General features: G+C 55.2%; 26 protein-coding genes. 8 read left to right on the top strand and 18 right to left on the bottom strand.

Going from position 1 to position 26679, the window contains the following annotated elements:
- Nucleotides 1–96 precede the first annotated feature (96 nt).
- The gene (locus tag CS910_RS02340; protein ID WP_449353736.1) at nt 97–2583 is read right to left on the bottom strand and encodes a CGP-CTERM sorting domain-containing protein; all 2487 of its coding nucleotides are present in this window, start codon (nt 2581–2583) and stop codon (nt 97–99) included.
- A 391-nt stretch (nt 2584–2974) separates the two neighbouring features.
- Here CS910_RS02340 and CS910_RS02335 point away from each other — a divergent pair, with 391 nt between their 5' ends.
- Genes CS910_RS02335 through CS910_RS02305 form a run of 7 tightly spaced genes read left to right on the top strand, consistent with a single transcriptional unit; the run spans nt 2975 to nt 9777 of the window.
- A complete protein-coding gene (locus CS910_RS02335; RefSeq protein WP_099209556.1) occupies nt 2975–4234 on the top strand; it encodes a dihydroorotase in 1260 nt (419 codons plus the stop codon).
- Nucleotides 4182–4883, top strand: a complete 702-nt coding sequence (locus CS910_RS02330; protein WP_099209555.1) for a dihydroorotate dehydrogenase electron transfer subunit — start codon at nt 4182–4184, stop codon at nt 4881–4883. Before CS910_RS02335 ends, CS910_RS02330 begins: the two co-directional genes overlap by 53 nt.
- Before the next feature lie 47 nt (nt 4884–4930).
- On the top strand, nt 4931–5851 hold the full coding sequence (locus tag CS910_RS02325) for a radical SAM protein (protein ID WP_099209554.1): 921 nt from the start codon (nt 4931–4933) through the stop codon (nt 5849–5851).
- 17 nt (nt 5852–5868) lie between these two features.
- Entirely contained in the window at nt 5869–6534 is a 666-nt protein-coding gene (locus CS910_RS02320) for a hypothetical protein (RefSeq protein WP_099209553.1), read from the top strand.
- A 27-nt stretch (nt 6535–6561) separates the two neighbouring features.
- Nucleotides 6562–7395 carry a 7-cyano-7-deazaguanine synthase gene (locus tag CS910_RS02315; protein ID WP_099209552.1) on the top strand — a complete coding sequence of 278 codons (834 nt, stop codon included), beginning with the start codon at nt 6562–6564 and terminating at the stop codon, nt 7393–7395.
- Nucleotides 7396–7444: 49 nt separating this feature from the next.
- Nucleotides 7445–8512, top strand: coding sequence for an ABC transporter permease subunit (locus tag CS910_RS02310; protein WP_099209551.1), 1068 nt, complete (start codon nt 7445–7447; stop codon nt 8510–8512).
- Complete coding sequence (locus tag CS910_RS02305; RefSeq protein ID WP_099209550.1) at nt 8509–9777, top strand: ABC transporter permease; 1269 nt, start codon at nt 8509–8511, stop codon at nt 9775–9777. The genes CS910_RS02310 and CS910_RS02305 overlap by 4 nt, the downstream gene beginning before the upstream one ends.
- Here the strand turns inward: CS910_RS02305 and CS910_RS02300 are convergent.
- The 15 genes from CS910_RS02300 to CS910_RS02230 form a co-directional block, all read right to left on the bottom strand.
- Entirely contained in the window at nt 9755–10978 is a 1224-nt protein-coding gene (locus CS910_RS02300) for an alanyl-tRNA editing protein (protein WP_099209549.1), read from the bottom strand. The genes CS910_RS02305 and CS910_RS02300 overlap by 23 nt on opposite strands.
- Before the next feature lie 10 nt (nt 10979–10988).
- Entirely contained in the window at nt 10989–11741 is a 753-nt protein-coding gene (locus CS910_RS02295; protein ID WP_099209548.1) for a methyl-accepting chemotaxis protein, read from the bottom strand.
- Between the two features lie 9 nt (nt 11742–11750).
- Entirely contained in the window at nt 11751–12518 is a 768-nt protein-coding gene (locus CS910_RS02290) for an oxygen-binding di-iron domain-containing protein (RefSeq protein ID WP_099209547.1), read from the bottom strand.
- A 100-nt stretch (nt 12519–12618) separates the two neighbouring features.
- A complete protein-coding gene (locus CS910_RS02285) occupies nt 12619–13263 on the bottom strand; it encodes a V-type ATP synthase subunit D (RefSeq protein WP_099209546.1) in 645 nt (214 codons plus the stop codon).
- A 28-nt stretch (nt 13264–13291) separates the two neighbouring features.
- On the bottom strand, nt 13292–14683 hold the full coding sequence (locus CS910_RS02280) for an ATP synthase subunit B (RefSeq protein WP_099209545.1): 1392 nt from the start codon (nt 14681–14683) through the stop codon (nt 13292–13294).
- 5 nt (nt 14684–14688) lie between these two features.
- Nucleotides 14689–16446 carry an ATP synthase subunit A gene (locus CS910_RS02275; RefSeq protein WP_099209544.1) on the bottom strand — a complete coding sequence of 586 codons (1758 nt, stop codon included), beginning with the start codon at nt 16444–16446 and terminating at the stop codon, nt 14689–14691.
- Between the two features lie 6 nt (nt 16447–16452).
- Nucleotides 16453–16761: a V-type ATP synthase subunit F gene (locus tag CS910_RS02270; RefSeq protein ID WP_099209543.1), complete on the bottom strand. Its 309-nt coding sequence runs from the start codon at nt 16759–16761 to the stop codon at nt 16453–16455.
- Nucleotides 16758–17858, bottom strand: coding sequence for a V-type ATP synthase subunit C (locus tag CS910_RS02265; protein WP_099212375.1), 1101 nt, complete (start codon nt 17856–17858; stop codon nt 16758–16760). The genes CS910_RS02270 and CS910_RS02265 overlap by 4 nt, the downstream gene beginning before the upstream one ends.
- Nucleotides 17858–18469 carry a V-type ATP synthase subunit E gene (locus tag CS910_RS02260; RefSeq protein WP_099209542.1) on the bottom strand — a complete coding sequence of 204 codons (612 nt, stop codon included), beginning with the start codon at nt 18467–18469 and terminating at the stop codon, nt 17858–17860. The genes CS910_RS02265 and CS910_RS02260 overlap by 1 nt, the downstream gene beginning before the upstream one ends.
- A gap of 35 nt (nt 18470–18504) precedes the next feature.
- Nucleotides 18505–18990 carry a V-type ATP synthase subunit K gene (locus CS910_RS02255; RefSeq protein WP_099209541.1) on the bottom strand — a complete coding sequence of 162 codons (486 nt, stop codon included), beginning with the start codon at nt 18988–18990 and terminating at the stop codon, nt 18505–18507.
- Nucleotides 18991–18993: 3 nt separating this feature from the next.
- Nucleotides 18994–21003: a V-type ATP synthase subunit I gene (locus CS910_RS02250; RefSeq protein WP_099209540.1), complete on the bottom strand. Its 2010-nt coding sequence runs from the start codon at nt 21001–21003 to the stop codon at nt 18994–18996.
- Nucleotide 21004: 1 nt separating this feature from the next.
- Nucleotides 21005–21316, bottom strand: coding sequence for a V-type ATP synthase subunit H (locus CS910_RS02245; protein WP_099209539.1), 312 nt, complete (start codon nt 21314–21316; stop codon nt 21005–21007).
- 144 nt (nt 21317–21460) lie between these two features.
- Entirely contained in the window at nt 21461–22138 is a 678-nt protein-coding gene (locus CS910_RS02240; RefSeq protein ID WP_099209538.1) for a potassium channel family protein, read from the bottom strand.
- Nucleotides 22138–23658 (bottom strand): preprotein translocase subunit SecD, encoded by a 1521-nt coding sequence (locus CS910_RS02235; RefSeq protein WP_099209537.1) that lies wholly within the window; start codon nt 23656–23658, stop codon nt 22138–22140. The genes CS910_RS02240 and CS910_RS02235 overlap by 1 nt, the downstream gene beginning before the upstream one ends.
- On the bottom strand, nt 23655–24563 hold the full coding sequence (locus CS910_RS02230) for a protein translocase subunit SecF (protein ID WP_099209536.1): 909 nt from the start codon (nt 24561–24563) through the stop codon (nt 23655–23657). The genes CS910_RS02235 and CS910_RS02230 overlap by 4 nt, the downstream gene beginning before the upstream one ends.
- Before the next feature lie 305 nt (nt 24564–24868).
- Here CS910_RS02230 and speD point away from each other — a divergent pair, with 305 nt between their 5' ends.
- The gene (gene speD, locus CS910_RS02225) at nt 24869–25294 is read left to right on the top strand and encodes an adenosylmethionine decarboxylase (protein ID WP_099209535.1); all 426 of its coding nucleotides are present in this window, start codon (nt 24869–24871) and stop codon (nt 25292–25294) included.
- Between the two features lies 1 nt (nt 25295).
- Here speD and CS910_RS02220 read toward each other — a convergent pair whose 3' ends face one another.
- Nucleotides 25296–25841, bottom strand: a complete 546-nt coding sequence (locus CS910_RS02220) for a hypothetical protein (RefSeq protein WP_099209534.1) — start codon at nt 25839–25841, stop codon at nt 25296–25298.
- Nucleotides 25842–25863: 22 nt separating this feature from the next.
- On the bottom strand, nt 25864–26610 hold the full coding sequence (locus tag CS910_RS02215) for a KaiC domain-containing protein (protein ID WP_099209533.1): 747 nt from the start codon (nt 26608–26610) through the stop codon (nt 25864–25866).
- Between the last annotated feature and the right edge of the window lie 69 nt (nt 26611–26679).

Raw genomic sequence — 26679 nt, 5'->3', positions numbered from 1 at the left:
TTAAATAGTTTTCCCCAAAAAGAGCACAAATGTACACATTTTGAACACAAGAACAGGGATGTCCATCAGGGAGAGTGTAAAGAAAGAAGGAAAGGGTCACTTCCTCCTCCTGAGGAGGAGCGGTATTATTGCGAGTCCGACTATCGCGGCCGGACCGCAGATGCCCTTGCTGCTCTTCGAAGTAGTAGTGCTACTCGTCGGAGCCTGAGTGCTGGTGGCAGTGTTGGTGCTGGTCTGGCTGCTGGTGTGGGTCACGGTGCTGGTTGAGGTACTTGAGGTGCTCGTAGTGGTGGTCTGAGTGGTAGCAGGCATTATGGCCCTGGCGGAGAGGAAGCTTCCGAGACCGCTGACCGGGTCGGTCATTCCGAGCTTGATGAGCTTCTTGTTGGTGAGGTAGAACGTCCAGGTCTCAACGAGGTACACGAACGGGGAGTTGTAGATATTGAGACCGTAGGCAATCTTGTAGATGTCCCAGAGCTGGTCAAGGCTGGTTATGGTAAGGGTCTGGTTGTTCGGTCCCTTCCAGCTGTTGAAGGCGAGCAGGTTGTCGAGCTGGTAGCCATTCCAGTCGAGGAGCGGCTTCAGCTTGTCCGGAGTGTTGTAGTACTTGAGGTTGAACTCCTGGATGAACTTGTTGAGGTCACCGTTTGAGACGGCGTTGACGAGGTCCTTAACGGTGTAGGTGTCCTCCTGGGGAGCCATCGGGGACGGGTTGTAATAGTAGTCAAAGGCCCAGTAGTCCCAGACTATCCAGGTGAGCGGCTGGATACCGCTTGAAACGAATCCAGCGGTGTAAACCTGCCACTGGAGGGTGTGCGGGTCACCGTTGTAGACGGCCTTGTTGGCCTTAACCCTGTTCCACTTGAGGAGGTTCACGGTGAAGCCGGCCTTCTCGAGGAGCTGGGCAGTGTACTTACCGATGTCAAGCCTCTCATCCTCAACACGGGCGATGACATTAACGGTAACCGGGCTGAGGCTTCCCCCGGCCTTTCCGAAGTACCACTTGCCGTCCTTCTTCTCGAGGACATAGCCCTTAGCCTTGAGGTTCTGCGCGGCCTTGTTCATGGCCTGGTCGATGAGCTTGAGGGCGTACTGCTCGTCACCCTGCGGGGTGAGACCCATGGCGTTGGCAACGGTCATTATCCTCTGGTAGGCGTTGGCCTGCCCGCTGACCTCGGGACCGAACATTGGGGCACCACTTCCCTGGAGTATCTGGCTGACGATGTACTGCCTGTTGACGAGCCACTGGAGGGCGTACCTGACGCCGCGGAGGGCCATGACGTTGAAGACTTCCTTACCGCTGGAGTTCACAAGACCGGTCTGCTGGTCACCGATGTCGTTTATCTGGAGGGCATCCCAAGTGCTTATGGTCCTAACTGGGTAGACGTTGTTCTTGTACTCTTGGAGAATCTTCTGGATGTCGCTGAACTTGGCGTTGTACCAGTAGAGGGCGTAGTCACCCTTGGCGACGGCCAGGAGGGCAGTCTGAGCGTTGAGGGTACCGTAAATGTCAACCTCCTTCCAGTAGGGGTCCCACGGGAGGGGCTGACCGTTAATCTTGTCGGGGAATCCAATCCTCTGAACCTTGTCAGAGAGCTTGAGGACGAGGGTCATGGCCTTCGGGTCGTACTTGTAGAGGTAGTACGGACCGTTGCTTATGTAAGCGTTCTTGTACTCCTTGGCCCAGTTGGCTATAGCCTGGTAGCCGGCCTTGGCGAGGTCAGTGGTTATGCCGGCCTGCTCCTCGGTGATGCCCCACTTCTGGAGCCAGGGCTTGAGGGTGCTGAGCCAAATCGGGATTGTTCCGTCGGCAGCGAGCTTCTCGGCCTCGGCCGCGAAGTACGGGGCCTGGTTCGGGTCAATCATGTTGAGCCTGAAGCCGTTCTGGGGCTGGGTGGTCCAGTCAAATGTCTTGCCGTTAACACCGTTAACAACCATCTCGTCCATAACGTAGTAGAGCTCCCACGGCCACATAGTGTACCACATGGCGTTTCCAACGGCGGTGGTCCACTTGTCGTAGGGAACGGCGTAGTTCTGGTAGAGGGTGTACTCGACGTACTGGTCGGTGACCTTGTCAACCTTCAGACCAAGGACGAGCTTCAGAACGGGCTGCATACCAACTGCCCACTTCTGATTGTAGTACTTGTCGTTCTTGCCGTCCTGGTAGCTCCACTCCCAGTCCATCGCGTAGTTGAAGAGGATGTCTGCGAGGGTTACCGGCTGGCCGTCCTGCCACTTTCCGAGGCCGCACTTCCAGGTGACGGCACTCTGAGCGGTCTTACCGGCGTAGGGGGCAACCCACTTCTTCTGGGTTCCGTTCCAGATTATAGCATCGGCCGGAACCTTGACGTTGTACTGAACGCTAACGAGCTCACAGCGGTAGTTGTGGAACTTGGCGTCCGGACCGGTGACGTAAGCTGGGTCAGAGAGGAAGTACCTGACACGAATCGTGTAAACGTCACTGAATCCCATCGGGGAGAAGACGTCCATGAAGATTGAACCCTGGGACGCCAGTATGACGATTTTAAGCTTGTTCCCAAGCTGGGTGCTCTGGGCGCTGGCTGGCTGTGCAACCAAGAACACACTAAACAACATCAAGCCCATAACGAACAGGCTTAGGGCCTTCCTATTCATACTCCACTGCCTCCTTCACTTTTGGCAACGTTTGCCACATACGGCGTATAATGGCATGAAGCTATACATTCGGGCCCTATTTAAGGGTTACGTTAATGTAAAAGGAGCCGAAATGCAACTAAGAGGACAATCAAGATACAGCCAAATCACGCGAATTCCACTGAATATCAGAATAATGCGACACATACCTCCTGCAGATAGGTTAATTAGACAATACAAGAGCCCTATTTAGTATTTCAAGCTATATAGAGTATATAGAAATTCGAAAAAAGGGTTGGAGCAATTTTTGACCAGTCAAAAATCTTAAAACTCCGGCCAGGAAAACCTCGTGCGGGCTTCAATGCACGAGCTCGTTTTAAGGGGAAAGTTTCCAGCCAATGGGGAACTCGTAAGGGGAAGCATAGGAGTTGACAACGGGAGAATATCTAAGATAGCCGCTCATGACCTTGAGGGAGAAAGTGTGCTGAACCTATCCGGATACATCATTCTCCCTGGCCTCATAGATACGCACGTTCACCTGAGGGACTTTGAGCAGGGAAACAAGGAAACAGTCGAGAGCGGAACGAAATCGGCCATACACGGGGGAATCACGGCCGTCTTTGATATGCCAAACACGAAACCGCCGGTAATGAACTCAAAAACGTTCGAAAAGCGCCTTAAGCTCTTCCAGAAAAAAGCCTACGCCGACTACGCCATCGGCTTTCTGATACGGAGCAACTGTGAAGAAGCCAAAAAGACAGGGGCCGACTTCTACAAGGCCTTCATGGGGGCGTCAACGGGCGGAATCTACTCGGAGGATTTTGAGAGGGATTATTCTTGCTCACCAGGCGTTTTGAGCGTTCACGCGGAAGATGCGAAGCTAATCCAGGAGAAACCGGAGAGGCCACCTGAGGTCGAAGAAGTGGCCGTAAAGCGAGTCCTTGAAAGCGCCGAGAGGCTCAAAAAACCGCTGAACATTTGCCACGTCTCAACGAAGGGGGGAATTGAAGCAATACTCCAAAAAAACCTCCCCTGGATGAGCTTTGAAGTTACCCCCCATCACCTGTTCCTGACGAGAAGAGACTACGAGAGGAACCCGCTCCTCAAGGTCTACCCTCCGCTGAGGACGGAGGAGCACGTTAAAGCGCTCTGGGAAAACTTCTCGCGGATTCCCATAATAGCGAGCGACCACGCACCGCACACGCTCGAGGACAAGGAAGCGGGAGCGGCGGGGATTCCGGGGCTCGAGACGGAGGTTGCGCTCCTCCTCGATGCTGTGAACCGGGGGGTTATGGATATCTTTGACATCGTTGAGAAAATGCATGACAACCCGATTAAGGTCTTCGGAATCCGGGGCAGGGACTTCGCCGTCGGAAATGATGCGACCTTTACGGTCGTTGACCTTAAGCTGGAGTGGACGGTCAAACCGGAGGAGTTCTACACCAAGGCCAAATGGAGCCCCTGGGAGGGGAGAAAGCTGAAGGGAAAGGTCGTGATGACGATTCTCCATGGAAGGGTCGTTATGGAGGAAGATGAAATCGTAGGAAAGCCGGAGGGGGTTCGTCTGGATGTACAGCGTGGTTGGGCTGAGGAAAACTTGGGAGGTCGCGAAGGACGTTAGGGCCTTCAGGCTCTCGAAGGGGTTTGACTTCACGCCGGGGCAGTTCGTGATGGTCTGGCTTCCGGGGGTTGGCGAGAAGCCCTTCAGTCTGGCGTGGAAGGACCTGCTCTTGGTTAAACGCGTCGGGCCCTTCACCTCAAAGCTCTTCGAGCTAAGCGAAGGCGAGAGGCTCTGGGTTCGCGGACCCTACGGGAGGGGCTTCGAGAGGAAGTGGGAAAGGGTAGCGCTCGTCGCAGGGGGAATCGGGATTCCACCGCTCTACGCCCTTGCAAGGGCATGGAGAAATGAATTTGAGAAGATAACACTAATCTACGGCGCCCGCTCGAAGGAAGAGTTAGCGCTACTCGACATCGAGGACTACGTGGACGAGGTTGTAATCACTACTGACGACGGCTCTTTTGGGAGAAAGGGCTTCCCAACGGACGTCTTGGCGGAGAGGAAGGGTGAATTTGAGGGGGTTTACGCCTGCGGTCCGGAGCCGATGCTAAAAGCTGTGCTCAAGGTTATGGACTACGAAAACGTCCAGGTCTCTGCGGAGCGCTATATGAAGTGCGGAATCGGCGTCTGCGGTTCATGCAACCTCGGGAAGTACCTCGTATGCAGGGACGGCCCGGTCTTCGATGGATTCCAGCTCAGGGGACTTCTCTGACCAATCATCTTTTTAAGCCCCTTTTCTCCGCTCCGGCCGGTGAGAGGATGAGGTACAGCTGGGAGGAGTTCGCGAGGAAGATGGGCGTCGAGCCCCAGGTTTTGGAGAACGAGGAGGCGAGGCTTTTAAAGCGGTTCGTTGACGATATGCTCTACCCGAGCCACTGCAGATACTGCCAGGGCCTCGATTTGAACAATCCAAACCCCGTTCACCATCCGAGCTACGAGCTTACTCCAGCGTGCAACCACGACTGCATCTTCTGCTACTCGAACGTCGCGGTGAAGCTCGGGAAGGCCCCGAAGCCGGGCTACTACGGCTGGGAGAACCCGAAGGCAATAACCGTTTCGCAGTACGGGGAGCCCCTGCTGAGCAAGCGAATAGTGGAGGTCAACAGGCTCCTCCGCGAGCGCTTTCCCGAGGCGAGGCTCGACCTCCAGACTAACGGTTCGCTCCTCACCGAGGATCTCTGGCAAAAGCTTGACTTCGACATGGTCATGATAAGCCTTGACGCCTCGACGCGCGAAAAGCACCTCAAAATTACGAACGCCGACACGTTCGATGCCGTCGTCAACGCGCTGAGGATAGTTGGGAGCGACAAGAGCGTCCGCTCGGTTGTGAGAACCATCTTCATGCCGGGAATAAACGATGCGGACATACCGAAGATAGCGGAGCTGGCATCTTCGCTCGGGATAGACGAGATGCACCTTCAGCCGTTGACAATTCACGAGCTCAACGTGGACCGGCTCAGGAAAGCCGGCCTCGACTTCGAGAGGGCAGAGAGCATGAGGGAGCTCCTAAAAACGGCTATGGAGTCGAAGAAGTACATAGACGTCAGGATAAGCGGTTGCCTTTTAGCCCAGCTCAAGGAAATGGACGCGCTCACGCTCTTCAGCGTCAAGAGGGTCGCGAGGGAAGTAGCGCCGGTTGTGAAGAGGACAAGGGAAAACCTCAAAAGGGAGCAGGAGTAGTTAAAAAGAGGGTACCCATGGGGCTTCTAAGAATACTCTCTCCATTAATCATTCTCATTTTCATAGGAATAAACCTCTGGCTCTCGTTCATCCGGTTCACGGCCAAGATAACTGGAAAACTAGCAAGAAAAGCCCTCCACATAGAACTTCCAGAGAATGAGAAGAAGGCCCTCGAAGGGCTGTTCACGCCGATTTGGATTGGGGTTGGCCTCTACGGCGCCTGGAAGGTTCGCTGGGACTATTTGGCGATGCTCTTCGCGTTTCTAGCGTTCAGAAGCGGAGCAAACGTGTCTAAACTCCTCGTCTACAGCCACCACGATGGGGAAATCCTGAAGGACCTGAGGGGAAGGCTCTTAGGGACCCTTGCGAGGGTCACGAGGCTTGGGCTTCTCTTGGAGGGAGCCTTTATACTGGCCCTCGCCCTGGCGTATAAGGCGCTCTCAGCGCTTTCAACGTCCAGAGGCCCCGTTGGAATTTTCATTCTTAAACTATGGCTTCTAGGATTGCTCTCGGGCTTTGCCTTTGGGTGGCTCGTGGCTAGAAACAACGGGGGAATCCTGCTGAGGGACCAGATTGCCCTCGTGCTCCTCTTCGCGGGAAAGAAGGGCGTTGAAAAGACCGAGGAAAAAGTCGAGCTCATAAAGTCCAAGAAAAATTCACTGGCCTCGCGCTTCAAAAAATGATTTAAAGGGCCTTTCTTTTCTCTCGCCATGCTGAAGTGCTCACTTTGTGTCAACGATGAGAGAACGTCGAGGATAGACATCGTAAACGGAAAGCCGATATGCCGTGAATGCCAGGTTTACCTAAAGCACCCCCTCGACAGGGAGAAAATCAGAAAGGAACTCGAAAAGCTCATGAAGGACGTCGACAGGGCAGTGGTTGCCTACTCCGGCGGAAAGGACAGCGTGGTGGCCCTCTATTTAGCCAGGGAAGTCTATAAAATCCCGGAACTTGAGGCCGTGATGATAGACCACGGACTCATGGCGGAAGAAGCCATAGAGAACGCGAAGAGAATAGCCGAGCATCTTGGAGTTCCCTTCAAAGTCTTACGCTACGACTACTCCGACATATTCAGAAACGCCCTTCTCAAAGCCCAGAGTCCCTGCAGGGCCTGCTCGAAGAGGACGATGGAGAAGCTGAGGAAGTACACCCTCAGGAACGGCTACAAGTACATAATAACGGGCCACGAGCTTCCATTCGGCCACCACCCGTACAGGCTCATGAGCGGTGGAGTCGTTCAGATTAGGCTCCTCTCAATGATGACCGAGGAAGAGCGCTTTGAAATCCTGGAAAAGCTTCCCTTCGAGTTCCCGGAGCTTCCGGGCTACACCACCAACTGCCTCGTTCTTGGGCCGGCTCTGCAGCTCTACTGGGAGAGGCACGGCCACAGCTTCGAGCACAGACGAATAGCGGCCCTCGTTCGCTACGGCCTCATGAGCAGGGAGAGGGCGGAGAAGGAGCTCCAAAAGCCGGAGGTACCGGGGGAGCAGTGGAAAATCGTACTGAAAAGGCTTGGGCTCGATAAGAACGAGTTCAACTTTTGACACACACAAATTTTTTAACTTTCAGATGGTAGATAATTCGATGTGAGCCATGGGAAGGAGAAACCAAGCGGGACGGGTTGTACTCAAGAACACGGTGTTGTTTATCATAGTGGCACTCCTCTTTTTGACACTGGTGACGGCTGCCCAATGGAGCGTCACGAAGTTCAAGATGAAGGATGTATTCATCAGCAATCTCGCCTTCGTCCGGGAGAACAAGGAACATCTTGAGGGGGAGATGGAGAAACTAGGAATGAACGAGACGGAGTACGCTTGGTATCTGACCTACAAACAGCTCAACATACGACCAACATTCACGGGGACCCTCGAGTACTACGCGAGGACGGCGTTCTCCATTTTCGGAAAAACTGGTAGGGAACTATTCAGCGGAGGTTTCCGTCAGTCAGTCTGGTACTACTTAAGAAACACGTTAATCATACTCCTCCTCGTTGAGCTCACCATCCTCGGGCTCGGAACTTACCTCGGCCTTAAGGCTGGTTATGATGGAGGAAAACTCGACGCACTCATCTCCACGCTCGCTCAGCTATTCTCAGCGGTGCCCGTGTGGTTCATTGGTGCACTTATATTCCTCCTCTCCTGGAGGGTCTCCGTCATCCCAGATTTCACAATGAGACTCCAGCTCACGGCAACGGGAACCACTGGAAAAGCGAGCGCATACATCATCGGTTTCCTTCTGCCGGCGATAACAATGGTCCTCGCTTCGGTCTGGGAGTACGCATACACGCTTAGAAACATCCTGGCAACCGAGAAGGAGAACGACTACGTCATCTACGACAGAGCCAGGGGACTCCCAGAGGGGAGAATTCGACGAAAACTCCTGAGGCTGGTCCTTCCAAGTTTTCTAACCTATACGAGCTACAACTTCATGGAAGTTCTCATGAGCGTTCTCGTCATCGAGGTTGTCTTTGACGTTCCCGGCCTTGGGTACATCCTATTGAATTCGTTCAAAGCCGTCAACGTGCCCCCTCACGGTGTCGAGTACTACTACTATCCCCAGGCAATATTCACGGTCGGCTTTTTCATGATACTGCTCTACTACCTCAACTCCCTTCTCGTCGACCTGCTCTACGTTTACCTCGACCCGAGGGTGAGAACATGAGCGTAAAACTCAAAGTCGGAACCGCGATAATCGTCGCCTACCTGTTCCTTGCGGCGGTTTCACCCATTCTTGTAAACCAGAACGACATTAGGAACTGGCACTACATAACCTACTGGGAGAAGAATCCAAGGATGGCCCCACCAGAGTGGGTCAACCTTTTTGGAGAGAACCTTCCCCCAACGGGCAACCTAAGGGAAGAAAAACCCGGGGAATACGTCTACAACTTCCATTACTCCCAGCCACCCCAAGACATCTTAATAATACCTCAATCAAACTGGTCTGGCTTTGTGGATGTGAGAGTACTAACCCCTGACGGAAAAAGGGTAACTCTTTACTCCGGCAGGGTAACCGGAATAACGTCCACGGGAAGGTCGTTTTCCACAGTCTTCAACCTCGCAAAGCAAATGGGGGTTAAAGGAGACATCTCGGATATGATAGTTACGGGGGAGGGTCTCAAAATCCTATTCTTCAGGAAGGAAGGCGGCAAGTGGGTTCCCGTAAAAGGGGACTACCTCTTCACTGTTAGGGCATCATCGAAGGTAACCCTCCGGGTCGTCGGAATGAGTTACGGTCCCCTAGGAACAGACTCTTACGGAAGGGACATAGCGGTTATATTCATCGGAGGACTGCCCCAAACTCTCGTAATAGTTTTTATGACCGCCCTTACAACGGTTCTGCTCGGCACCGCGGCCGGTCTGTTTGGAGCCCTCTCAGGGAAGCTGGGAGTCCTCGTGGAGGGCTTTGCAAAGGTATCCTCAATGCTACCTCTCATTCCCGTGATGATTCTCCTCGTCCCGATACTCGGAGGGGTTAGCTACTATGGGGAGATTAAAATACCTCTTTGGCCCGTTGTCCTCGCCCTCTCACTCCTCCTCTTCGGCAAGGTCAGCCAGAATGTCAGGACTATAACCATGACTGAACTCTCCAAAGAGCACATCTTAGCTTCAAAGGCGGCCGGTGCAAGCGATGCATGGGTTCTTAGAAGGCATGTGTTAAGGGCGGTTCTGCCCTACGTGAGCTCCCAGTTCATCCTGATTAGCGCCAAGGTTATAGCGTTGATTTCAATACTTGGGTTCTTCAGGGTGAGTTTCGGCTTCAACTGGGGGGAACTGTTCACGATGGTGGTAACTCAAAAGGCCATCTACAACAACGCTTGGTGGATGGTCCTGCCCGTTGGAATGGCGATAACCCTGCTTGCCATAGGTCTGTTGCTGGTAAAAAGTGAGATTGAGGAGAGGTTTATCAATCCCTGGAAGAGTTTATAAGCTCCCTCAGCTTTTCCTTTGCAACGTCGAGGATGTCCTCGGGCTCCGCCTCAACCCTTCCCCTAGCCAGGTTGTCGGTTCCACCGCCCTTGCCGCCGAGCTCCTCGATGACCTTCGAGAGGAGCCCCTTCATCGAAACCTCAACTTCCTCGTTCCTTGCAAAGAGGACGTATTCCTCGCTGGCGAGTAGGAGTATCGAGCCGGGGTTCTCCTTGACGAAGTTCACCGCAAAGGCCTGGGCATCCTTCATGGGCCACTTCTCGATGAGGGCAACCACGTTGTAGTGCCCGACCTCCTCGGCCTCCCCAATCAAGGCAAGACCCTTCCAGCGCCAGAGCTCGTGCCTGAGCTCGTCGAGCTTTTCCTCAAGGGAATCCATCTCGGCCTTCAGCTCCCCTACCCTCTCAACGAGGGGTCTGTTCTTGTTCGGCATCTCGTCCAGAGCGTTCCAGTAGTCTTCAAGGAGCTCGTTGAGCGTCCTTAAAGCCCTGTTTCCGGCGACGAACTCTATCCGCCAGAGGTTCTTGGACTTCTTGTAGAAGCGGAGAACCTTGATGAACCCTATCTCGGAGGTGTTCCTAACGTGGGTTCCACCGCAGGGAGTCCTGTCAACGTCGCCGATGCTCACTATCCTGACCCTGTCCGTTACCTTGCTCACGTGCTTCCTGAGGGTCTTGACGATGTCGTCGGGAAGGTACTTGAACTCCTCGACCGTTACGGGAATTCCCTCCGCTATCACCCTGTTGGCCTCGATTTCGGCCTCGGTAATCATCTCCCAGTCGAGCGGGCCGTTGACCTCAATCTTGTTGTAGTGCTCAAAAATCTGGAAGCCCGTCGTGTCGAGGTCGTAGAGCTTCTTCAGAACGGCCGAGAGGATGTGCTGGCCGGTGTGGTTCTTCATGTTCTCGTATCTCCAGTCCCAGTCAAGCTTCAGCTTAACTTCCTCGCCATTTCCGGGGAGCCTTCCTTCGATAACGCCCTCGTGCCAGATTTCCTCCCGCTCCTTAACCTTGGTGACCTCTATCGTGAACCCGTCGCCCTCTATAAGCCCCCTGTCGGAGGGCTGGCCACCGCCTTCGGGATAGAATATCGTTCTGTCGAGGAGGACCTCAACGAGGCCGTTGCCCAAATCTTTAACCTCAACAACCTTCGCGGTGGTTTCCTTAAGGTAGGGGTCGGAATAGTAAAGCCTCTCCGTCATTCCCAACACCTCACTTTTCGGCCTGCTCCTTCGCGTACTCGCTGACCATCATCCTGAGGAGGGAAGCCAGCTCCTTGTTGTACTTGTCCTGCATGTCGGCGAACTTTCTCAAAGCTAAGGCTATTCCCTTGAGCCTCTTGATGTCGTTCACTATCTCCTCCTGCTCGCGTGAAATCTCGTCGAGGACAGAGCTAATCTCGACCATGGCCTCTATGTCTCTCCCAAGTATGTCCGTGCCCTCTTTAATCCTGTCCATGACGGCCAAGGCGTCGCGGAGCGTCTCGAGCTGGCCCATGACCCGGGTGTTGAAGTCCTTTATCTCCTTGGCGAGGTTCATCGTTTGAACGGCCATCTTTCGAATCTCATCGGCGACAACCGCGAAGCCCCTTCCCGCTTCCCCGGCGCGGGCGGCTTCAATGGAGGCGTTCAGGGCAACGAGGTTGGTCTGCTTTGCCACGCTCGCTATCGAGTCGCTTATCCTTGAGACGTACTCAAGGTTCTCGACGAGGGTGTTGAACTCCTGGGCAAAGACCTCAAAGCGCTGGAAGAAGGGAAGGAACTCCTGCTGGAACCTCTCAAGTTCCTTCATAACCTGAGAGAGCTTCTCAATGTTCTCAATAATCACCATGTTGTTCTCAAGGAACTGCCCGCTAATCTGCTCCGCCAGCTCGTCTATGATTTTGCTGGACTCCCTGCTGGAGGTTTTTATACGAACCGACTGGGCCAGGGCGTTCGATGCCTTCTCGATGCTCCTGACGTTCATGCTACCACCTCAGCGGTAGAGGTCAACGCCGCACTTCAGGTTCTCAAGGAAGTCGTAAAAGCGCGGTATGAACCTCTTAGGTATTATCGCCCCGTGCTGGGGCAGTATCGCCTCGACGTCGAGGAACTTCACCCTGTCGAGCCAGGCCTTTATGGCCCTGTTGCTGGCCATAAGCCTCTCGTGAACCGGCCTCATCGCCTGAATGTGCCTTTCCATGTTCTCAACGACTATATAGGGCTCGTCCAGGAGCGCTATGCCGATATCACCTGTGAAGAGGAACTTGCTCCTGTGGTCGTATATCGTGAAGTGTCCCGGGCTGTGGAGGAAGTGGGCAGGTATGAACTCGAGCGTGGTCGCGCCGAAGGGCATCGTCTCGCCCTCGTCCGGCAGCTCGTGGGTCACCGCCTTGGCATCCTCAAAACCGAAGTGCGGTAAAAACCTCGTCCAGAGCCAGTGAACTATGATTTTCGCGTTGCTCACCTCCCTCCACAGGGGCAAACTGCCTGCAACGTCCGGGTCCTGGTGGCATATGTAGATGTACTCGATGTCCCTCGGGTCGATGTACTTGGATATGTTGGCGAGAACCTTCGAGAAAATCTTGTATCCTCCGGGGTCTATGAGAATGCCCTTCCCCCTGCTGACTATGAGGTAGCTGTTGACGTCAATGTCCTCGCCGCCCTCCTGCGTTCCAAGGTAAACGACGAGGTGCTCATCATCCTCGTAGAGAACGTGGTCCTTTCTCGGGTCGAGTCCGGGCTCGATGTGATACTCCCCCATCGCTCACCCCCAGTTTAGTTACGGAAAGGTTATATTTAAGCGATTTGCCTACACAAGCACCTACATAAACGCCGGACAGAAAAAGGAGAGCTCAGTGGGCTCAGGAACCGCCCCTGGCCTCGATTAACGCCTTAACCCTCTTGAGCCTGAAGAAGTTTTCGCGCTCCATCTCGTCGAGCCTCTGCTTGATGAACTTGACGGTAGCCTCCATGCGCGGGATTATGATGTACTCGAGCGCGTTGACGCGCCTCTTGGTGACCTCGATTTCCCTCGCAAGCCTCTTGAGGGTTTCCTCCACCTCAGCGAGGCGGACCGCTAAATCAAGGACCTCCTCGAACTTCTCGGCCACGAGGTCAACCTTGGCGGAGCTCGAAACGAAGGCGTAACCCCTCTCCCCCGCGTTCCTCTTGAAGCTTTCGGCCTCGATGAGGGGAACCGGAACGCCCATGACGTTCCTCTTCCTAATCTCGACCTCCCTGTTGGGCTTCACGGAGAGGCTTATCTCCTTGAGGCGGAGCGTTCCGACGTCAATCTCGGCCATCTGAAGGGCCTCAAAGGCCTCCTTCATCTTGAGGTTGAGCTCGCGCCTCAGCTGGAGCGCCTCGTCGTAGATTGTGAAGAACTCCATGACTAAAGCATCTTGCTTGTCCTTGAGGAGCTTGTGGCCCTTCTTGGCCAGCTGGATGCGCCTCTTCAGGTTGAGGAGCTCCATTCGCGTCGGCTTCACGTTGAGCAGTTCTGCCATCTCGACCACCTAAAAAGTTGGTAGGGGCTCACTCGCCCCTCTTCCTGTACTTGGGGTGGTACTTGAGGATGTACTCCTTCCTGACACGCTTGAGCTCGCTCTCCGGAAGCTCCGCCAAGAGCTCCCAGCCGAGGTCGAGGGTCTCGAAGATGCTCCTGTCCTCGTCGTAGCGCTGAGCGATGAACTCGCGCTCGAACCTGTCTGCAAACTTGAGGTACTTCCTGTCGGTCTCGCTCAAAGCTTCCTCACCGACGACGGCGACGAGGTCCCTGAGGGAGCGTCCCTCGGCGTAGGCCGCGTAGAGCTGCTGGGCCAGCTGCGGGTGGTCTTCCCTGGTTCTTCCCTTACCGATACCGTCCTTCATCAGACGGCTGAGACTCGGAAGGACGTCGATTGGTGGGTAGATACCCTTCCTGTGGAGTTCCCTGCTGAGGACTATCTGGCCCTCGGTGATGTAACCGGTAAGGTCCGGAATCGGGTGGGTGATGTCGTCGTCGGGCATCGTGAGGATTGGCATCTGGGTTATGCTTCCCTTCTTGCCCCTGACCCTTCCAGCACGCTCGTAGATTGTGGCCAAGTCAGTGTACATGTAACCCGGATAACCGCGCCTTCCGGGAACCTCTTCTCTCGCTGCCGAAATCTCACGGAGAGCCTCTGCGTAGTTGGTCATGTCCGTGAGGATAACCAGAACCTGCATGTCGTAGTCGAAAGCCAGATACTCTGCAACGGTCAGGGCCATACGCGGGGTAATGATACGCTCGATGGCCGGGTCGTCGGCGAGGTTGAGGAACAGGACGGCCCTCTCTATTGCTCCGGTCTCCTCGAAGCTCTTCTTGAAGAAGTTGGCCTCTTCGTAGGTGATACCCATCGCCGCGAAGACGACGGCGAACTGCTCCTCCTCACCGAGGACCTTCGCCTGCCTCGCAATCTGCGCCGCGAGCATGTTGTGCGGTAAACCTGAACCGCTGAATATCGGAAGCTTCTGACCGCGAACGAGGGTGTTCATACCGTCTATGGCCGAGATACCCGTCTGGATGAAGTCCCTCGGGTAGGCTCTCGCGACGGGGTTGAGCGGTGCACCGTGAACGTCCCTCCTGTCCTCGGGGATGATTTCCGGTCCGCCGTCGATGGGCTTACCGATACCGTTGAAGATTCTTCCCAGCATGTCCATTGAAACGGGAACCTTGAGGGTCTCGCCGGTGAAACGGACGCTGGTGGTCTTGACGTCCAAATCGCGGGTTCCCTCGAAGACCTGGACTATCGCGAGGTTCTCCCTGGCCTCGAGCACCTGTCCCTTCCTCTTCTCCCCGCTCTCGGTCTCTATCTCGACGACCTCACCGTAGGCAACTCCCTTGACGCCCTCGACAATCATCAGCGGGCCGTAAATCTTGCTAACGGTGGAGTACTCCATTCCCGGCATGAGCATCACGCCCCGTACTTCTTGAAGAGCTCTTCAAACTGCTCGTTCGTCTCATCTATGAGCGCCCTAATCTTCTCAACGTCGGGCTCGAACTTCATACGACCTATCTTCTCCCTGACCGGGAGCTTGGCTATCTCGTCAACTGGAACTCCCCTGCTCACGGCCTCCATGGTCTTGTTGTAGAAGTTGAGGATAACGCGCATCATGGTGACCTGCTTCTTCGGCGGGCAGTAGGTGTCAACCTCATCGAAAGCATCTTGCTGGAGGTAGTCCTCACGGAGCATCCTGGTGACGATGAGTATGGCCTTCTCCCTGTCGGGTAACGCGTCAGGACCGACGATTCTGACAATCTCCTGGAGTTCAGCCTCCTTCTGGAGGAGGGCCATAGCGGTGTCGCGCATCTTCCTCCACTCGGGATCAACGTTCTTGTGCCACCAGTCCTGTATCGAGTCGAGGTAGAGCGAGTAGCTCCTCAGCCAGTTGATTGCCGGGAAGTGCCTCCTCCTCGCGAGGTCGGCATCGAGGGCCCAGAAGACCTTGACGACACGCAGGGTGTTCTGGACGACGGGCTCGCTGAAGTCTCCACCCGGCGGTGAAACGGCACCGATGACGGAGACGCTACCGACCCTGGGCTCGCTTCCAAGGGTCACAACGCGGCCGGCACGCTCGTAGAACTCCGCAATCTTACTGGCGAGGTAGGCCGGGTAACCTTCCTCACCTGGCATCTCCTCGAGACGGCCGGAAATCTCACGCAGGGCCTCGGCCCATCTTGAGGTGGAGTCGGCCATCAGAGCGACGTCGTAGCCCTGGTCGCGGAAGTATTCCGCTATGGTGATTCCGGTGTAGATTGAAGCCTCACGAGCCGCGACCGGCATGTTCGAGGTGTTGGCTATGAGGACGGTTCTCTCCATGAGCGGTTTACCGGTCTTCGGGTCCTTGAGCTTGGGGAACTCCTCAAGGACGTCGGTCATCTCGTTTCCGCGCTCACCGCAACCGATGTAGACGACGACCTGCGCGTCACTCCACTTCGCCAGCTGGTGCTGGGTGACGGTCTTTCCTGAACCGAACGGACCCGGAATTGCTGCAGTTCCACCCTTGGCTATCGAGAAGAAAGTATCGATAGTTCTCTGTCCGGTGATGAGCGGGACCTCGGGCGGGAGCTTGTTCTTGTAGGGCCTTTTGACACGGACAGGCCACTTGTGGTACATCTTGAGCTCCTCTACGCTTCCGTCGGGCTTCTTGACCTTGGCGATAACCTCTTCAACGGTGTAGTCGCCTTCCTCGGCTATCTCGACTATCTCACCCTCGACCCAAGGTGGAACAAGGATTTTGTGCTCGATGATGCTGGTTTCAGGAACGGTACCGAGGACGTCTCCACCGGTGACCTTGTCGCCGACCTTAACGGTTGGCGTGAAGTGCCACTTCTTGTCCCTCGGCAGGGCCGGGGCCGTCAAACCCCTCGCTATGAAGTCACCGCTGAGCTCGCGGAGCTTTTCAAGCGGTCTCTGAATCCCGTCGTACATTGAGGTGAGCAGACCTGGACCGAGCTCGACGCTGAGCGACGAACCGGTTCCCTCGACCGGCTCACCGGGCTTTATACCTGACGTTTCCTCGTAGACCTGGATGACTGCCGTGTCGCCTTCGAGACGGATGATTTCTCCGATGAGACCCATCTCACCGACGCGAACGACCTCGTACATCTTGCTTCCTCTCATGCCGTCCGCAACGACGAGTGGTCCCGTAACACGAATTATCCTTCCCATTTCCCTTCACCTCTTGAGCTCAACACCGATAGCCCTCCTGACTATCTCGCGGAGGGCCTCTTCACCGAACTTAGAGCCGGACCTGTCCGGCACCTGAAGGATGATTGGAATCGTAACGTCCGGAATTTCAATCCTCTGGGCGAACCTCTCGGTTATGAGTATGATTCCCACGTCGCCCCTCTCAACGAGCTCCTTAAGCTTGTTCCTAAGCCTCTCCATCTCAAGGGGGCTATCCTCAAAGGCGTAAACCTCGTGAGCACCGGCGAGCTTGAAGCCCAGAGCGGTGTCCCTGTCGCCGAGCACGGCTATCTTCATGCCACCTCACCCGCGAGCTCCTTTATCCTTTCGGGCTCAACGCCGTTCTCTATCAGCTTGGCTATTGCCCTCAGCTTCCTGATTTCCCTCTCCTTCCTGAGGACGTAGCTCAGTGGCGTGGCTATGCTGAGCGGGTAGAAGCGTTCGAGCTCTGAAATCCTCTCGATTATGTGGTCGTTGAGTGCCTTCTCAAGGACGCTTAGGTCGTTCTCTATTTCCTCCCTGACGTCCCTGATTACCGGGCCGTACTTGGTCGAGTCGAGCTCGGCTAAGGCCATGTCGAAGGAGTCAACGTGCAAGAGCGGGTCAAGCTTGACGGTTCCGCCCGGAATCAGCATCGGCTTTATCTCTTCCACCGACAGGCCTGCCTTCTTTGCCCTGAGCGCGGTAAGGATGTTGACCCTGTCTATCGAGAGCCTCACGAACTCCTCTAAGATAATCCTCTCGTCGTCCTTCCTTGAGAGGGCATAGCTCAGCAGTTTTCCGTAGTGCATCCTGTAGAGCTCGGTCTCGAAGCGCGTGACGTCTATCTCGCCGAGCAGGAGCTTCTGGTAGGGCTCCTCGTAGGGGGTTCCCTCGAGGATTACGAGGATTTCTTCGAGGGTCTTCGCCTCGGCCATGGCCTTGACCTTGGGGAGCATCGTTCCGAGCTCGACAACGTAGTCACCCGCTGGCTCTCCGGCGAGCTTAGCCTTGACGACGTTGGCTATGTTCCTGATGTCCCAGCCCTCGAGGAGGAGCTCGAAGAAGCCCCTTGAGCGCTTGGGGAGTATCTTAAACATGAGCCCGTAGGTTCCAACCAGGGCCCTCTCGAGGGCCTTCTCAACCTCCTCAACGGTGTAGCTCGAAACGTCTCCGAAATAGTCCTTGTAGTCGGTGTCCTCCAGGTTCACGACGAAGTTCTGAAGGGTCCTGCTTTCGGCCAGCTCGTTGAACTTCTGCTCGGTGAGGAGCTTCGCGTCCATCGCCTTGATTCTGGCGTTTGGATAGGAGTAAGGCGTGTACTTCCAGATTATCCTGGCGGTCTTGTAGCCCACCCAGGTGAAGACGACTGCAATGGTGGTGTTGAGGATTCCCGTTACTGCCTCCATATCAATCACCCGAAGAGGGCCTTGGCAATCGTAGCCCTCAGGTCACTCTCAAAGCGCTCTATCCTGGCCTCGAAGGTGTTGTCCACCCTGACGCTTCCATCGGAGCTCTCCACGAGGATTCCACCGATGGTCTGAATCGGCTCACCGACGGTGACCTCGACGTCCTTTCCGAGGGCCTCCTTGAGCTTCTCCCTGAACTCGGCTAATTTCTCAACGATGAGCTTGAGGGTCCTCTCGTTGGAGCGGACGACGACCTTATCGGTTCCGAGCTCCTCAACGGCCTTGACGGTGAGTTCAACGAGCATCGGGAAGTACTCATCCTCGGGAAGGTTCGCGAGCCTCTCCTTGAGGGACTCGATGACCTGCCTTATGAGCTCCTCCTGAACGGCGAGCTTCTTCTTCCTGACCTCGAGCTTGGCGTTGGCGATTATCCTCTGCTTCTCTATCTCGGCCTGGGTCTTGGCCTTTCGGAGTATCCATTCGGCCTTGGCCTCCGCCCTCTTCCTGGCCTCTTCCTTGAGCTTCTCGGCCTCTTCCCTGGCTTCGCTGAGTATGTACTGTATCTTCTGCTCGGCCTCCCTGTTTATCTCCTGAATTATCAGTTCAGCCCCTTCCATCTTCAATCCTCCTCAAGCTGTAAAAAGGAGAGGGTTCAGAGACCGACGCCGGTGGCAATCATGATGAGCGCACCGACGAGACCGAAGATTGCCATGGTCTCGGCCATAGCGGCGAAGATGATGCCCTGGGTGAAGGTCTTCGGGTTCTTGGCAACGGCACCGATTCCAGCGCTGGCGATGATACCCTGCGGTATGGCGGAGAGACCGGTGAGGCCGACGGTAAGACCGGCACCGAAGAGTATGGCGCTCTTAACTATGTTGTCGGTCGTGGGCTGGGCGAACTTGAAGCCGCCGCCTATGATTCCCGCGCTGAGCAGGATGAGGAACAGCGTAATGAGACCGTAGATACTCTGGGTCATCGGCAGACCTTCGAGTATCAGCGCGTTCTTGAAGTTCTTCTCGTCCTCTGCAACGACTCCTGCAGCCGCAGCGCCTGCTATACCAACACCGAAGGCTGAGGCGGCACCCGCTATTCCGCTCGCGAGCGCCGCACCGAGGGCAACGTAAACTATCGGGTCCATCCTTCATGCACCTCCATCAGCTTTCAACTCGAGTTTCGAAACCTCCCTCTTGGACTTGAACGGGGTGAAGGGCTTTCCATCGCCCGAGTAAAAGGTTCCGAAGAACTCAACGTACTGGAGACGGAGCGAGTGAACGAACGCTCCGAGGGCGTTTATGGCGGTCGAAAACAGCTGACCGCCGATGAAGATAATCAAACCTATGATGATTCCGAGCGGAACGACGCTTATCTTGATTCCCCAGACCATCGCAGCAAGGACGTTGACGACCATCGCTATTCCGCTGGTTGCCAGTGCGAGGGCCATAAGCCTTGCGTAGCTGAGCCACGTTCCCACGAAGCCGAAGAAGTCCGATATTATCATCAGCGCCGCGAGTCCGCCGTTGGCAACTATCTCGCCGACCGCGAAGAGGACTATGCCGATTCCGAAGAGTGCCTTGGCCGGTAGCATCAGCGAGGCGTTCTTGGTCGCGAAGAAGACTATGCTGAGTATTATGAGCATCCAGGGGAGCTGTTCAAGTACCGCGCCCTTCTTGTCGCCGTTCTTCCACTTGACGATGAAGCCTATGGTGTAGCCGGTGAAGAGGTGCGCGAGACCTATGGCGAGTGCGAGCATTAGGACGAACATCGGGTCCTTCAAGGCGTCCGCTATGCGCGGGAAGTGCGCGTTCGGGTTGCCCGTGACGTACTGGAGGACTATGTCGCCGGCGTTGCCGAAGTAACTGCCGAAGAGGATTCCCATGAGCATCGTGAAGAACGAGCTGACGAGCAGGGTGTATGCGAACTTGTAGGTTCCGTCGTTGAACTTCTTGTGGCCCTTGACGAGCAGTGCCGCGACGATGCCGACGATGAGGCCGTAGAAGAAGTCCGTGAGCATGAAGCCGAAGAAGAACGAGTACGTGAAGGCTATTATCGGCGTCGGGTCTATCTCGTCGTACCTCGGAACGCCGTACATCTCGGTGAGCATCTCGAAGGGTCTCGCCCAGCCGGGGTTCTTGAGCTTAATCGGAATCTCCTCGATGTCCTCTTTAGTAGGCTCGCGAACGTTTATGTAGGCCTTTCCGTCGGTGACCTTCTTTATACCCTCGAGGACCTTCGGAACGTCGACCCTCGGGAGCCAGCCGGTTAGGGCGAAGGTCATGTTCGTCCTCGCGAGCATCGGGAGAACTGAGGCCTTGTCGCGCTCGTTCTCCATCAGCTCCTGGTAGAAGACGACGTCGTCGTAGTACTTCTCGGCGAGCTTCTCGGCTTCTTTCTTCGCCTCGTCGAGTTTCCCAAGCTTGGCGTCAAGCTTCTTCCGGTACTCCTTAGCGAGCTCGTCGGGCGTTCCATCCCCCTCGGGAACCTCGAGCCTCTCGAAGGAGTGCTTGGCAAGGACGGAATTGACCTTGTCGTGGTCCTTCGAGAGGTTGGCTATCGCCAGGAGAACCTTGTCGCCGAGTTCCTTGGTCACGACGGCAACCTTGCCCTCCGTTATTTTCTTGAGGTCCTCAAGGAGGGCCCCGAGCTTGACCCTCTCAACGGAACCGACGGAAACCTCGACGAGACCGCCGTGCCTGAGGTATTGAACGGGGAGCTTGAAGACGGACAGAAGTTCGAGGGTGGCTATAGCTTCCTTAATCCTCTCAATCTCGGTCTGAAGCGAGCTGAGCTTCCCCTCAACGGCCTTTATCTCGGGCTCAGCCTTCGAGAGGAAGTCCTCAACGTCCTTGATGAGCTTTTCGATGCCCTCGTAGCGGTAGGTTTTCTTCGGCTTCTCTTTCGGGAAGAAGAGCTCCTTTATCCCTCCGCCCTGGGCCTTCTTGTGGGCCTTAAGAAAGTCGGCGAGCCTTGAGATGGTTATGCTGTAGGAAGCGGCCTTTCGGTGGTACTCGTTTGGGGTGTCCTTCTGGGCTATCCTGACGTTGAGCTCCCTGAGCTCAACCGCACCAACTTCGTGGAGGTACGTGAGGAGTGCATCCTTGTAGCGGTTGAGCGTTATAACGTCAAGCTTGACCATTTCCTCGGGCCTGAACATCTCAGCCCCCTCTCACGAGCTCTATTGCCTGGGTGATGGCGCTCTCGAAGTTGGCCTCGGCCTTCGAGCGAAGGGCATCAATTTCCCTCTCACCCTCTTGGAGGATTTTCTTAGCCTCGACCTCACCCTCCTCCCTCGCCTTCTGAACGAGGGCATCGGCCTCCACCTGAGCCTTGGAGAGGATTTCCTCCTCTATGGACTTGGCCTCTTCTTTGGCCTTTGCAATTATCTCCTTTGCCTCTTCCTTTGCTCGTTCGATACGCTCCTCTGCGTCTTTTTCTGCATCAACAATCCGCTTGATGACGTCCTCCATGAGCCGCCCCTCCGGTGACCCTGAAAACAGGTGAGCTTTTCGCCACCTTTGGCTTCCCTAATTGGTTTAAATAGTTTATGGTTTTGAGGGACAGAAATGAAAAAATGATTAAAAATGTACATCAAATTCCGGTCGCTTTTTATGCTACCTCTTCCTTTCCAAAAGTTCTTTCACTTCCTTGAGGACCGAGTTCTTGGCGAAGACGATTACCTGACCCCTCTCCGGCAACTTCGTATCGCCGGAGGGGATGATAAGGTTGCCCTTTTCGTCGTAAACCGCTATGATGAGAGCGTCCTTGGGGAGGTTGAGTTCCTTGACGAGCTTTCCGGCTATCTCGCTGTTCTCGTCGATGTTAAAGCGGACTATCTCGGCCCCCTCCTTTGGGAAGAGAACACGGTCAAAGCCCGGTGTGACTATGTTCCTGCTTATGTACTCCGCCGCTATTTCCTCCGGCGAAATCACAAAGTCGAAGTACTTCTTGAGGTCGCCTACCTCCTCGAAGATTTTTCTGTTCTTGGGGTTGCTTATCCTCAGCGAGGTCTTGACGTTGGGGTTGAGGTTCTTCGCCAGTATGCACGCCAGTAGATTTGCGTCGTCCTTGCCGGTTAAGGCGGCGAAAGCATCTGCCTGCTTTATGTTTGCTTCTTCCAGCGTCTTCGGGTCGGTCGCGTCGCCCTCTATCACAAGGCCGTTTATTTGCATCGACAGTTCCTTCGCTCGTTTTCTGTCCATCTCTATTATGGTGACATCGTGGCCGTCCTCCTCGAGCATCTTGGCGACGAGGTAGCCAACCCTGCCGGCACCCATTATTATGACGTACATCAGTCCTCACCGATTAGGTACTTGGCTATCTCAGCGTAGGCTGGTCTCGTGACGAATATTCCAATGAGGACACCGATGATGGTCGTCACGGCGAAGCCCTTGAGCGTCCCGACGAAGTAAACCAGCAGGAAGCTCATGGCCGCTATCGTGGTTGCTGCCGAGGCAAATATGATGAAGAACGCCCTTCCAATCCTCTTGAGAGTGCTCGAACGTCTGGCAATCCTGCTCGATTTTTCACCGCCGAGGAGCTCGTCGGTTATGACTATCTGTTGGTCCACTCCAGTACCGATGGCCGCGATAATACCTGCGATACTGGGCAGGTCAAGGTTCCACCTTATCAAAGCGGCGATTCCGAGGATTATGGTGACCTCGAAGAGGCTCGTGCTGGCAACGGGTATGGCTATCTTCCAGTTCCTGTAGTGGAGATAAACCAGCAGGAGGACGGCTATCAGGGCACCTATTCCCGCGTAGAGGGCCTGGGTCTTGAAGCTCTCACCCAGCTTGGGCGATATGAACTGCATTCCAATGACCTTGAGCTTGACCGGGAGCGAACCGCTCTTCAGGACAGTGTAAACCGTCTTGGCCTCCTGCTCGGCCTGAAGTCTGTTGGCGGCATGGCCCGTTATCTGGACGTCCGTCTGGGGTTCTCCGTTCGCGAGGCCTTCACCGAGCGAGTACGGTCCGTAGAGACCAAGGACGCTCTTAACGAGGGCCGTGTCAGTGACGCCCGCCTGCCTCGGGATGTAGCGAACGCTCACGTTCATGGACTTGAGCTGGTTCACGAGGTCCTCCCCTACCGCGACGAGGACGATTGGCTTTCCATCGGCGAGCTTCTTGAGCTCGGCCGCGCTCTGGTTGGTATATGCCACCGTGGTTATGTTGAAGGCCTTGTGGATTCTAACTATGAGGTAGGGTGCATCCGGTGCCTGGGCGTTGAAGGCCGTGCTGTTCATTAGGTCGTACATGCTCTTTGGAACCACCAAGAGAGAGTTCGTTGGGGGGTCAAGGAACATGTCAACCGGCCAGCCGGCCTTTCCCTTGGCCAGCTTCGCGAACTTCTCGGCGGCACTCTTGGTTATCCTGAACGGAACTGACCAGCTGTTGTCTGGTTTTATCTGGTAGGGACCCACATAGGTTATGTCCTTGCCGGTTCCAAAGATTACACCGTCGAACTCCATGTAGAAGACACCCTGGCTCTCGATGACCTTCTTGAGCTGGTTCGCCTCTTCCGCGCTCGTGACGTTTGCCACCTTGACGACGACTATGTCGTTGCCCTGGCCCTGAACCTGAACGTCCCTCAGACCGAAGGTGTTCAAACGCTTCTGAAGGGAATCAACGACGAGCTCCATAGTCTTGGAATTGACGGGATGCTCGGTCTGGGCTATGAGTGCGACTCCGCCGGATATGTCGATTCCAAAGGTCAGGGGACGCATCGCGAGGGTTGCTATCGAGCCCGCGAGGAATAGTATGAGAAGGATTATCCTCCAGTTGAGGAGCAACTTCTTAAGCTTCCTGTTCATGCCTTAACCCCCCTTGTCGAGAGATACCACCTGAGAACGCCGGCGTTGAAAATCCAGGTGTTCATGAAGTCCGCGAGGAGACCGAAGATGAGGACTATGGCTATGTTGTCTATCGTTGGCGACGTTGAGATGAGCCAGAGCATGAAGAGCGCTCCCAGCGTTGTGGTGCTCATCGTGAAACCCGTTGAAACCGCGCTTAGATAGGCCTCCTCTATCGTGTCTTCCTTCCTCCTCGTAAGTCTCGTGGTCAGCAGAATGTTGCTATCGACGGTGTAACCTATGAGCATCAGCAGAGCCGCTATCGTCGCCGTTGTAAGCTGAATTCTAAAGATTCCCATCACCGCGACCGCTATGACCATGTCCGAGAGGGCCGAGAAGATTATGGCCATTGACGATATCGGGTTCCTAAAGAACAAGAACACAACGACCGCCATCGCGAGGAAGGCAAAGGCTATAGCCTTGATTCCCTGCTTCTTGGCGAGTTCTCCGAACGTCGGAAGGACCTCGCTGTGGGTGTATTCAGCGTTTGGATACTTCTCCTTAAGCAGGTTGATAATCTTAACCGGGTCGACTCCGGCGGGAGCGTAAACGCGGATTCCCTTGGCACCCTCAACGCTCGTGAAGCTCTCGACCGTAACCTCAACGCCGAGGTCCTTGCTGAGCCACTTCTCAACCTGGTCGGGGTTGGCGTTTATGCCGTAGCCGGTGACGACGACACCGCCCTTAAGGTCTATTCCAAGGGGCGGAAAGTGCACCGCCAGGAGCAACAGGGCAACTATGAACACGACGAGCGGGTAGATTATCATCTTCTTCGGTTCCATCTCGGCCAAAAATCTTAGTTTGTTCCGTTTCTTTGCCCGGAAGTCGTTCGTAGCCCCGGGCTTTTTAGCCTTCTTCTTGGCCATACGTTCACCCCTGGGAGTTTTTAATCTCGACTTGTGGTTAATTTGACGGGGGAGTTTTAAGATTAGTGGTTCCCTGGATGGAGTTGAGCACCACTCATCAGGAAAGTTTAAACGGCAGAAGAGGGCTTAACAATCATTTTGGCCAAGAGTAACAGGATTTTCTAAAAACTGCCAGAAACTTTCAGTTTAAATCGATAAAGCTCCGCTCCAGTTAGTTCAGAACTGAAACGGTCCGCTCATTCCCGTTCACTTCCGGGATTAACTTTAAAAAGGGAGCGCACTACCCACCCCTCAGGTGAGAAGCCATGAGCGAGATAGAGACCATTGGCTTTCACTACGTTGTTGAAGCCGCCGGGTGCGATCCAGGGATACTCGGTGACGCTGACAAGATAAGACAGATATTCCTTGAGGCGGCAAAGGTCGGCAACATGGAGGTCAAGTCAAGCTACTTCTTCAAGTTCTCACCGACCGGCGTCAGTGGCGTCGTCATCGTCGCGGAGAGCCACATCTCAATCCATACCTGGCCGGAGAAGGGCTACGCAGCCCTGGACGTTTACACCTGCGGGACCAAGGCCGAGCCCGAGAAGGCCGTCGACTACATCCTCGACAAGCTCAAGGCCAAGTACGCCCACGTCTCCGAGATAAAGAGGGGCATTGAAGAGGACGACGACACCTTCACCCACATGATAATGACCTGGGAAGAGGCCCTCAGAAAGAATGGAAAGGGATAAGTCACAGCAGTTTCTCTATTTCCCTTATCCTTTCGAGTGCATCGCCTAGAACCCTTCTGACGTTCTCAAGCTTCGCCTGGAGCTCGCGGTTCTGCTCCTCAAGCTTTTCGACCTGCTCCCGGAGCTCGTTGAGCTTTGCCTGGAGCTCCTCCTTCTCGCGCTTGAGCTTCTCATACTCCTCCATGGCAACGAGCTGACCTCCTTTAGCTAGAACCTCAACGTTCCTGACGAGCTCGTCGAGCTTGCCCTGCTTTATGAGTTCATAAGTTTCCCTGACGAGCTGACCGGCCTTCGTCTCGCCCTTGAGGTGCTTCCTTATGGTAGCCTCAGTCCTGCCGAGTTCCTCGGCGATTTCCCTGACGGTCATTCCAGCCTTCTCCCTCGCTATCGCTCCAGCTGCAACGGCGAGGCTGTCGACCCAGGTGAGCCTCTCGGCCGGGTCCTTGATGAGCTCTATGACCTCGGGCCTGAAGAGCGTCGCGAAGAGTAGTATGCTCTCGAGCCTGTGTATCTCCTCCCTTCCAATCGGGTTCAGCGGGACCTCCATACCTCTCACCCCCTTTCAGTTTTCACTCAATCTCAACAACGGTCTTCCTCTTCAGCACCTTGTCAGGGTAAACCACGATTCCCTTGTCGGTTATCTCGAAGGGGTGCCTCCTCATGCTGTGGCTCGTTCCGCGCATCTTCCAGACTATCAGCGAGCGCTTGAGCTCGCCGTCAATCTCATCCAAATCGAGCCTGATTATGCCGTCGACGCCGTGTTCAACACCCGGTCCGCCGAATCCGCGCTCGCCGACGCTTATCTGGCTCACGAGTATGCTCGTAACCCCGAGACCGGCCAGAACGCGCTTGAGCTGCATGACGATGCTCCTCGCCATCGCGGGCTTGTTGATGTAGAGAGTCGTAACCGAGTCAATAACAACGCGCTTGGCTCCGAGGTCCTTCACGGCCGTCCTGAGGACGTCTATGAACTCCCTGATGTCGGTCAGGTCGTGGACGATGTACTTCTCGTACTCCTTGCTCTTGCCGATTCCAGCGGTGAAGGCGTCAACCATCGCGAAAAGGCCTTCCTCCTCGTACTTCCTGACGTCCCAGCCGAACTGGGCCATGTTCTGTCTCACCTGAACCGGGTGCTCCTCAAGGGCAACGTAGATTCCCGGCTCGCCCATCTGGAGGCCGTTCCAGATGAACTGCTGGCTGAATATGGACTTGCCGGTTCCCGGCCCGCCGCTGAGCAGGACGACGTTCCTCTCGGGAATCCCCCCGTGAAGGATTTCGTCCATGCCCGGAATGCCGGTCTTGACCTTCCTAATCATGAGCGTCACCCCCTTTAGTAACCTTTAGTTACCATTAGGCTCTACACAAAAGGTCTTAAAAAGGTTACG

The sequence above is a fragment of the Thermococcus henrietii genome (assembly GCF_900198835.1).
Taxonomy (GTDB): Archaea; Methanobacteriota_B; Thermococci; order Thermococcales; family Thermococcaceae; genus Thermococcus; species Thermococcus henrietii.
This window is presented reverse-complemented; position numbering and strand designations above follow the sequence as displayed.

What these genes read in the sequence shown, in the direction of transcription:
- CS910_RS02255 (WP_099209541.1), bottom strand. Translation starts at nt 18,990, where the DNA reads ATGGACCCGATAGTTTACGTTGCCCTCGGTGCGGCGCTCGCGAGCGGA.
- CS910_RS02300 (WP_099209549.1), bottom strand. Translation starts at nt 10,978, where the DNA reads ATGACGGAGAGGCTTTACTATTCCGACCCCTACCTTAAGGAAACCACC.
- CS910_RS02230 (WP_099209536.1), bottom strand. Translation starts at nt 24,563, where the DNA reads ATGGCCAAGAAGAAGGCTAAAAAGCCCGGGGCTACGAACGACTTCCGG.
- CS910_RS02325 (WP_099209554.1), top strand. Translation starts at nt 4,931, where the DNA reads ATGAGGTACAGCTGGGAGGAGTTCGCGAGGAAGATGGGCGTCGAGCCC.
- CS910_RS02330 (WP_099209555.1), top strand. Translation starts at nt 4,182, where the DNA reads ATGTACAGCGTGGTTGGGCTGAGGAAAACTTGGGAGGTCGCGAAGGAC.
- CS910_RS02315 (WP_099209552.1), top strand. Translation starts at nt 6,562, where the DNA reads ATGCTGAAGTGCTCACTTTGTGTCAACGATGAGAGAACGTCGAGGATA.
- CS910_RS02335 (WP_099209556.1), top strand. Translation starts at nt 2,975, where the DNA reads ATGCACGAGCTCGTTTTAAGGGGAAAGTTTCCAGCCAATGGGGAACTC.
- CS910_RS02260 (WP_099209542.1), bottom strand. Translation starts at nt 18,469, where the DNA reads ATGGAAGGGGCTGAACTGATAATTCAGGAGATAAACAGGGAGGCCGAG.
- CS910_RS02320 (WP_099209553.1), top strand. Translation starts at nt 5,869, where the DNA reads ATGGGGCTTCTAAGAATACTCTCTCCATTAATCATTCTCATTTTCATA.
- CS910_RS02240 (WP_099209538.1), bottom strand. Translation starts at nt 22,138, where the DNA reads ATGTACGTCATAATAATGGGTGCCGGCAGGGTTGGCTACCTCGTCGCC.
- CS910_RS02220 (WP_099209534.1), bottom strand. Translation starts at nt 25,841, where the DNA reads ATGGAGGTCCCGCTGAACCCGATTGGAAGGGAGGAGATACACAGGCTC.
- CS910_RS02250 (WP_099209540.1), bottom strand. Translation starts at nt 21,003, where the DNA reads ATGTTCAGGCCCGAGGAAATGGTCAAGCTTGACGTTATAACGCTCAAC.
- CS910_RS02290 (WP_099209547.1), bottom strand. Translation starts at nt 12,518, where the DNA reads ATGGGGGAGTATCACATCGAGCCCGGACTCGACCCGAGAAAGGACCAC.
- CS910_RS02280 (WP_099209545.1), bottom strand. Translation starts at nt 14,683, where the DNA reads ATGCCGGGAATGGAGTACTCCACCGTTAGCAAGATTTACGGCCCGCTG.
- CS910_RS02235 (WP_099209537.1), bottom strand. Translation starts at nt 23,658, where the DNA reads ATGAACAGGAAGCTTAAGAAGTTGCTCCTCAACTGGAGGATAATCCTT.
- CS910_RS02245 (WP_099209539.1), bottom strand. Translation starts at nt 21,316, where the DNA reads ATGGAGGACGTCATCAAGCGGATTGTTGATGCAGAAAAAGACGCAGAG.
- CS910_RS02305 (WP_099209550.1), top strand. Translation starts at nt 8,509, where the DNA reads ATGAGCGTAAAACTCAAAGTCGGAACCGCGATAATCGTCGCCTACCTG.
- CS910_RS02275 (WP_099209544.1), bottom strand. Translation starts at nt 16,446, where the DNA reads ATGGGAAGGATAATTCGTGTTACGGGACCACTCGTCGTTGCGGACGGC.
- speD (WP_099209535.1), top strand. Translation starts at nt 24,869, where the DNA reads ATGAGCGAGATAGAGACCATTGGCTTTCACTACGTTGTTGAAGCCGCC.
- CS910_RS02270 (WP_099209543.1), bottom strand. Translation starts at nt 16,761, where the DNA reads ATGAAGATAGCCGTGCTCGGCGACAGGGACACCGCTCTGGGCTTCAAG.
- CS910_RS02310 (WP_099209551.1), top strand. Translation starts at nt 7,445, where the DNA reads ATGGGAAGGAGAAACCAAGCGGGACGGGTTGTACTCAAGAACACGGTG.
- CS910_RS02295 (WP_099209548.1), bottom strand. Translation starts at nt 11,741, where the DNA reads ATGAACGTCAGGAGCATCGAGAAGGCATCGAACGCCCTGGCCCAGTCG.
- CS910_RS02215 (WP_099209533.1), bottom strand. Translation starts at nt 26,610, where the DNA reads ATGATTAGGAAGGTCAAGACCGGCATTCCGGGCATGGACGAAATCCTT.
- CS910_RS02285 (WP_099209546.1), bottom strand. Translation starts at nt 13,263, where the DNA reads ATGGCAGAACTGCTCAACGTGAAGCCGACGCGAATGGAGCTCCTCAAC.